The sequence below is a fragment of the Vibrio sp. YT-18 genome, assembly GCF_033337345.1.
Classification (GTDB): Bacteria; Pseudomonadota; Gammaproteobacteria; order Enterobacterales; family Vibrionaceae; genus Vibrio; species Vibrio alginolyticus.
In genome coordinates this window covers 1-1038 of the sequence record NZ_JAWOQO010000285.1, presented here as the reverse complement: position 1 = coordinate 1038, position 1038 = coordinate 1, and the positions used below count along the sequence as shown (strand labels likewise).

Annotated in this window: 1 protein-coding gene; it reads right to left on the bottom strand. The window is 35.6% G+C overall.

All coding sequences use genetic code 11. The annotated features are described in order from the left end of the window. On the bottom strand, nucleotides 1-709 hold a 709-nt coding region (locus R7M72_RS26025), incomplete at its 3' end, for a transcriptional regulator (RefSeq protein WP_318056584.1). Between the last annotated feature and the right edge of the window lie 329 nt (nucleotides 710-1038).

Sequence of the window (1038 nt, the reverse complement as noted above, 5' to 3'; positions counted from 1 at the left end):
TGTCAGCCAAAAATATCTGATTACCAGGCGTAAAAGTGAGTAAAACATTTTTTAGTCGTTGACTGTTTTCACTGGTTTTATTTTGAACATCAAACTCAATTAATTTGTTGTACACTTCATTTGCCAGTTTTTCTTCTTGTTCTTCGGTAATCGCAATGCGTCCAACACAAATTGGAGGTCGAATATCGTGGCTAAACACTTCTTCACGAAAGCGCTGTGCAAATAGCGTGTCTAAATTTGAACCTTCTTCAAAAATAAAGCGGCCTGTATCTTTAAATTGATAGTGTTTATCCCCTTTCAGTTCAATGTAATCCATCATTTCTAGCGCGCGTAAATAGAGCGCAACGGAAGTATCACTCAGCTGGTATCTCCGTGCGATCTCTTCTAAAGACCACTCAGGTCGACGCAAAAGATAAAGAAAATCAAATAAGTGAGGATATTGATGGAAAATCTCACTGTTGGTGTCGGTGATAAACTGTTCACTCTCTTGCTGCAGCTGCTTACCTCGCATGGATAACTCAACCAAATCCGTATCAAGGTGCGTGGCGTACAACAAGATTTTATCTAAACCAAGAGACGTATTGTGAAGCTGCCTTTTTATAGTAGAAAGCGGGATTCCAAGTCCAATAGAAAGCTCAGAATATCCAATGCCTTTTTCTTTTATTTTTTCTCGTAAAGCAGCAAGTAAATACGTTGCAGAATTATTCATCTAACAATGCCTGTATTTTATTTATTCAGCATCCATGATGATAAATTCAAGAGAGTCCTACTCTTGTGATTTTGGTCTCAATATTCTATCTTGTTGGCGTAAAACATGTCTTATCCATTAGATTTTTTTACTTTTCTTTAACTGGATACATTTTACCCATCCAGAACAAGTTATAGCCATTGATCTATGGGCTTATCAAGATAATAGTCAGTATAATTGTTTTGAAGAGTAAAATTAAGATGGCAAAGATTTTTACTAAAACTTTTCTGATAAGAGCGCAAATTTTCAGATGAAAAGTATCAAAAAATGACACCAATCGATTTATAAAA